The organism is Oleiphilus sp. HI0079 (genome assembly GCF_001635105.1).
Map to the genome: position 1 here is coordinate 1 of NZ_LWFT01000686.1, position 5,525 is coordinate 5,525.

Genomic DNA, 5,525 nt, shown 5'->3' on the forward strand with positions numbered 1-5,525 from the left:
GGCAAAACCATGCTAACGACCCTTGGAGAGAAAGGCTAGCCTTCCCCTTCTTTCAAGTCTAGATAGCCGCGTTGAATCGAAGTTTCAAGCGCCTTTGAGCCTTCGGCAAGCTCCTCAAACCGGCTGCGTATGCACGTAAGCTCTTCGCTGCTTGCAGCACATCATTATCGAGCAAGGCGCCGTAATGAAACAAAACGGTAATGAGTGGTTCCGCCAATACAATCAGCGCGAACGCGGCGGGCAGACCAATCACTAACACCATCCGCAAAGCCCAGTCGATGGTATCTGAAAACGCTTGTTCTGAGCCGCTCGCTTTCTTAGCAGATAAACTTGGCAGAATGACGGTTGCGATAGCGATTCCAAAGACACCCAACGGTAACTCCACGAGACGGTCAGAATAATACAGCCAGGAAACGCTGCCGGTTTGGAGAAGAGATGCAAGCACAGTATCGAGCAAAAGATTAATCTGACTGACTGACACGCCAAACATTGCAGGCACCATCAGCTTGCCAATTCGACGCACACCCTCATGACGATAATCAAACCGTGGGCGCGGCAGCAGCCCTAGCTTCAATAAAAATGGAAGCTGAAAAAAGAACTGCACGATACCTGCAATAAGAACTCCCCAAGCCAGCGCAATGACCGGTTGGGTAAATAGCGGAGCCATGAATAAAGCAGCCGATATCAGACAGAGATTCAGTAACACAGGTGTAAATGCAGGTACCGCGAAATTGTTATAACTGTTTAGCACCGCACCGGAAAACGCCGTTAAGGAAATCAAAAACAAATAAGGAAAAGTAACTTGAAGCATGCTGCTTGCGAGCTGATATTTTCCTGGCTCATCGAGAAAGCCCGGTGCAAACAAGGCTGTCACCCAAGGCGCGCCAAGAACGGCAAGCAGCGTAAACACAAACAGTATCAACCCCAAAACTCCGGCCACCGAACCAAGCAAAGTGCGCACTTCAGCAGAGTCTTTCTCTTTATAATCAGCAAGCACCGGGATAAACGCTTGAGAGAATGCGCCTTCTGCAAACAAACGCCTAAAGAAGTTAGGAATTTTAAAAGCGACAAAAAATGCATCGGCACCAGCGCTTGCACCAAAGAAATTTGCCAACACCACATCTCTAGCCAACCCAAGAAACCGAGAAATCATCGTCATCAGACCAACAATAGCGGATGACCGAAACAGACCGGAACTGGTTTTAGTCGATGAAGGCTCTGTGCTCATAGGTGATGCAGATTCGTTATTATTGTCGTCAGAAAGAATAGAGCGTCATGCTACTCGACTATCGCGATACTTTCACTATGCTTATGGTGTTGAATATGCTTTTGGAGCACGTCGATGGACAAGCACGTAAACCGCCTGCTAATGCAGTTTGAACAATTACTAAAAACATCCAACCGAGACCACATAAATCCCTCGATTGAAGAACTTTGCATCAAGGACTTACAACCTATTGTTGACTTAGTTGCACGGAGCCGCGCCAGCTATTTACAACACCTTTACGAGCTTTGTAAAACGTATGAGAATAAAGAGGAATTTCCAACCGTAGAGGAAATGCAAAAATTACGCGCACATCGACTCCGGTTTGAGGAGCTTGCCGAAGGCTCAAAGGCGCTTGAAACTTCGATTCAACGCGGCTATCTAGACTTGAAAGAAGGGGAAGGCTAGCCTTTCTCTCCAAGGGTCGTTAGCATGGTTTTGCCAGTCATAATAAAAACCGTTCAAGAGGCCCGACAATGACCAACTTTCTTCGCACACCTGAAGCACGATTTGAACGCCTGCCAAACTACGCTTTTACTCCCAACTATATAGAAATCGACGAGATGCGAATGCATTTTGTTGATGAGGGGCCGCGAGATGCCGACCCCATTCTGATGATGCACGGGGAGCCAACTTGGTCTTATCTATATCGCCACATGATCCCTATTTGCGTGGCTGCGGGCCACCGCGTGATCGCCCCCGATCTCATTGGATTTGGCAAATCAGACAAACCCACCAGCACCGAAGACTATAGCTATGCGCAACACATGCGCTGGATGCAGAAGTTCATCGACAAATTAGAGCTGAACAATATTACTTTGGTTTGCCAAGACTGGGGGGCTTTATTAGGCCTTCGCCTTGCAGCCGAGAACGAAAGTCGCTTCAAAGCGATCGTTGTTGGCAACGGTATGCTTCCAACTGGCGAAGAACAAGTACCAAAGGCATTTAAAATATGGAAGGCCTTTGCGCTTAACAGTCCATGGTTTCCGATCGCGCGAATTGTCAACAGCGGTAGCTTCAAGCAACTCAGCAAAGATGAGATGAGAGCATATGATGCGCCTTTCCCCTCCCGAAAATACAAAGCGGGCGCTCGCGCGTTCCCTGCCCTTGTTCCCGTCACTCCAGACAATCCAGCATCCCAAGCCAACAAAGACGCTTGGAAGATACTGGAAAAGTGGGACAAACCATTTCTAACCACATTTAGCAACGGTGACCCCATCACCCGAGGCGGAGACCGCTTTATGCAAAAACGTGTTCCTGGATCTGTAGGGCAGGATCATATTACTTTGAAAGGCGGGCACTTCTTGCAGGAAGACTCCAGTGCAGAGTTCGCCGCTGCGGTCAATAAGCTTTTGGATAAGATGGCTTATCAGGGCTCTGGTCAAGTAAGTGCGTAACCATGTTTAACCCCGCACACTTTATTTAGGCAAAAAAAAGCCCGCTTCATTGAGCGGGCAGTAAGATCTAAACGAAATCACTAAAAAACTTGGCCTTTTGCGCTGCGGGCCTGAATCGCTGCGCAACCGGTATGTTGTAAATATAAGGCCTGAAGCCCCTTTTGTATGTTGTAGAAAATTTGCGTTGTGTAACAATTTATTGCCACTTATGTGATCTACGTCTCACCAACCAAACCGCACCTCAGCGCCGAAATAATCAACTTCCATCGTCATGCAGCAAGCGGAAAGACTTTTCCTAGCTCAAATTTAGAGTATATACTCTAAAAATAGGTTAGAGTTAAAAGTAGCCGTTTCGTTTAATTATCAGAAAGATGAGTAGAATTATGTTGTTCCCCGTTAAAGTCCAATATTACAAAGGCCTTACTAAAGCACTCAAGGTAGCCGCTGCCGTCATACCAATGCCGAAGCCAACATTATTTTCAGGCGCCGACTCCTCACTTGAGCTTTGTGATGCAATAAGCCACCTAGGGATTAAGAAATTATTACTCGTTACCGACAAAGTGTTAGTCGAAATCGGCCTGCTAAAAGATATTCAGGCCCGCCTTGAAAAGCATGGAATCAAAGTAACGATCTATGACGGCATTCTCCCAGACCCAACTTATGATCAAATTGAAAAAGGTCTCGCTTTATTAAATAAGCATCAATGCGAAGGCATTTTGGCCGTTGGCGGGGGCTCTCCAATAGATGCTAGCAAAGCGATCGCTGCACGAGCGACGAACAATAAGTCGTTAGAGAAAATGGCAGGACTATTCAAACTACGCAAAGCACCGTTACCGCTATTTGTTGTTCCAACGACAGCAGGCACAGGTTCGGAGGTAACAATTGTTTCGGTTGTATCAAATCCGGAAACACATCAAAAGACTCCGATCATTGATCCAAAACTCGTACCAGCGATGGCCGCACTCGATGGCAAGCTCATGCTTGGACTGCCACCATTTGTCACCGCCGCGACAGGAATGGATGCACTGACTCATGCTATTGAGTCTTATATTTCAACCAATGCGACAGATGAAACACGAAGCTACGCGCTTGCCGCCACCAAGCTCATCATGGAGAACTTAGAGACTGCAGTTCATGACGGCAAAAACTTAGAAGCCCGCCAAAACATGGCGATGGCCTCATACTATGCAGGCCTTGCTTTCACGAAAGCAGGTGTCGGCTATGTTCATGCGATCGCTCACAATTTTGGCGCCCTCTACGCAACACCTCATGGACTAGCGAACTCAATTGTTTTGCCACACATTCTCGATTATTCAAAGTCAGATATTATCTCAGAACTCGCGACCCTAGCCGAAGCAAGCGGATTGAAAGCAGGACGGGAAAGCAATAATAAATTAGCGGAAAAATTGATCGCCCGCATTCGCGCCATGCTTGTGTCCTTTGAGATCCCAGCGACTCTTGATAGCCTCAAGACGGAGGATATTCCGCGTATCGCAGAACTCGCCCTTGACGAAGCACATGCGAATTATCCTGTACCTAAATACATGGATAAACGAACATGTGAAGCGTTGATATCAAAAATGGTCGCATAAAGAGCAAAACCTTGACAATGCTTAATCAAAAAGGCATAGTCTCGCGTCATTTTTATGGATGGGTGCAGACACAGACGTTTTAGCGCTGCTAGCACCTGTCGTTTTATATCGTTTATTCGCGAAATTTAGGAGCATTACGGTGGCTAACTCCCCCTCTTCAAAGAAACGCGCGCGTCAACAAGAAGTACGCCGCCAACGCAACGCAGGCCAACGATCTATGGTTCGCACTTACATCAAGAAAGTTGATGCACAGATCGCTACAGGCAACTATGACGATGCTCAAGCAGCATTCCAAACAGCGACTCCGCTTATCGACAGCATGGTTAACAAGGGTCTATTCCCCAAGAACAAAGCTGCTCGCACAAAGAGTCGCTTAAACGCACGCATCAAAGCATTGAAAGCGTAAGCGTAAGCAAGACATAAAAAAACCGAGTTATTTAACTCGGTTTTTTTATGTCTGCCGAAGGAGTAAACACCACCCACTGGAATCACGTCAACACGAGATTGTCACAGTGAATCAACTCAGGCTCATGACAATACCCGAGCCTTTCGGAAATTTCTGAACTGGCAAGACCTGCAATTCTCTTAGCGTCCTCTGCATTATAGTTTATCAAGCCCCGAGCCAACTCATCTCCATGCTGATCCAAACAGCGCACCATCTCACCGCGACGAAATCGACCCAATACAGAGACAACACCAACAGGCAACAAGCTTTTTCCACCCGCTCTTAGAGCCTTTACGGCGCCGCCATCAAGAACAACATCACCTTTTGTTTGCAGATGGCCTGCAAGCCATTGCTTCCGAGCTAACTGTCGATCCGTACTCGCCCGGAAAAGCGTCCCAACACTCTCTCCTTCAAAAAGACGCGTCAACACATTTGGGATTTTACCACCCGCCACGACTGTAAACGCGCCCGAACGCGCAGCGAGCCGCGCCGCTCGAAGCTTAGTTTGCATACCGCCACGCCCCAAAGCACCGGAGACACCACCCGCCATTGCATCAAGATTCTCGTCATCCGCTCTCACTTCAGAAAGTAAACGAGCATCGGAATGCTTACGAGGATCACGATCAAACATGCCATCCTGATCGGTTAAAATGATCAACCCATCCGCATCAACCAAATTGGTCACTAAAGCACCGAGCGTATCATTGTCACCAAACCGAATTTCATCCGTCACTACCGTATCGTTTTCATTGATAATAGGAACAGCGCCTAGATCGAGCAACGTCGTTATCGTACTTCGCGCATTTAGGTAACGCTTCCGATCCGAC

5 protein-coding genes and 1 pseudogene are annotated in these 5,525 nt (G+C 47.5%); 4 read left to right on the top strand and 2 right to left on the bottom strand.

Translation table 11 applies throughout. The features are described 5' to 3' along the window. Positions 1-115 precede the first annotated feature (115 nt). Positions 116-1,228: pseudogene (gene murJ, locus A3750_RS12515) on the bottom strand (murein biosynthesis integral membrane protein MurJ); the annotation flags it as partial. Positions 1,229-1,342: 114 nt separating this feature from the next. Here murJ and A3750_RS12520 point away from each other — a divergent pair. From A3750_RS12520 to rpsT, 4 genes are all read left to right on the top strand, one after another. Continuing rightward, on the top strand, positions 1,343-1,672 hold the full coding sequence (locus A3750_RS12520) for a hypothetical protein (RefSeq protein WP_068457268.1): 330 nt from the start codon (positions 1,343-1,345) through the stop codon (positions 1,670-1,672). Positions 1,673-1,740: 68 nt separating this feature from the next. After that, positions 1,741-2,661: a haloalkane dehalogenase gene (locus A3750_RS12525; protein ID WP_068520452.1), complete on the top strand. Its 921-nt coding sequence runs from the start codon at positions 1,741-1,743 to the stop codon at positions 2,659-2,661. 383 nt (positions 2,662-3,044) lie between these two features. Continuing rightward, the gene (locus tag A3750_RS12530; protein ID WP_068520450.1) at positions 3,045-4,253 is read left to right on the top strand and encodes an iron-containing alcohol dehydrogenase; all 1,209 of its coding nucleotides are present in this window, start codon (positions 3,045-3,047) and stop codon (positions 4,251-4,253) included. Between the two features lie 139 nt (positions 4,254-4,392). After that, complete coding sequence (rpsT, locus tag A3750_RS12535) at positions 4,393-4,659, top strand: 30S ribosomal protein S20 (RefSeq protein WP_068457901.1); 267 nt, start codon at positions 4,393-4,395, stop codon at positions 4,657-4,659. 82 nt (positions 4,660-4,741) lie between these two features. Here rpsT and proB read toward each other — a convergent pair. Next, positions 4,742-5,525 (bottom strand): glutamate 5-kinase (gene proB / locus A3750_RS12540; protein WP_068548321.1); only part of this gene is annotated, 784 nt, incomplete at its 5' end.

Bases quoted from the DNA above. Each gene is read 5' to 3' on its own strand.
- A3750_RS12520 (WP_068457268.1), top strand. From the start codon at position 1,343: ATGGACAAGCACGTAAACCGCCTGCTAATGCAGTTTGAACAATTACTA.
- A3750_RS12530 (WP_068520450.1), top strand. From the start codon at position 3,045: ATGTTGTTCCCCGTTAAAGTCCAATATTACAAAGGCCTTACTAAAGCA.
- A3750_RS12525 (WP_068520452.1), top strand. From the start codon at position 1,741: ATGACCAACTTTCTTCGCACACCTGAAGCACGATTTGAACGCCTGCCA.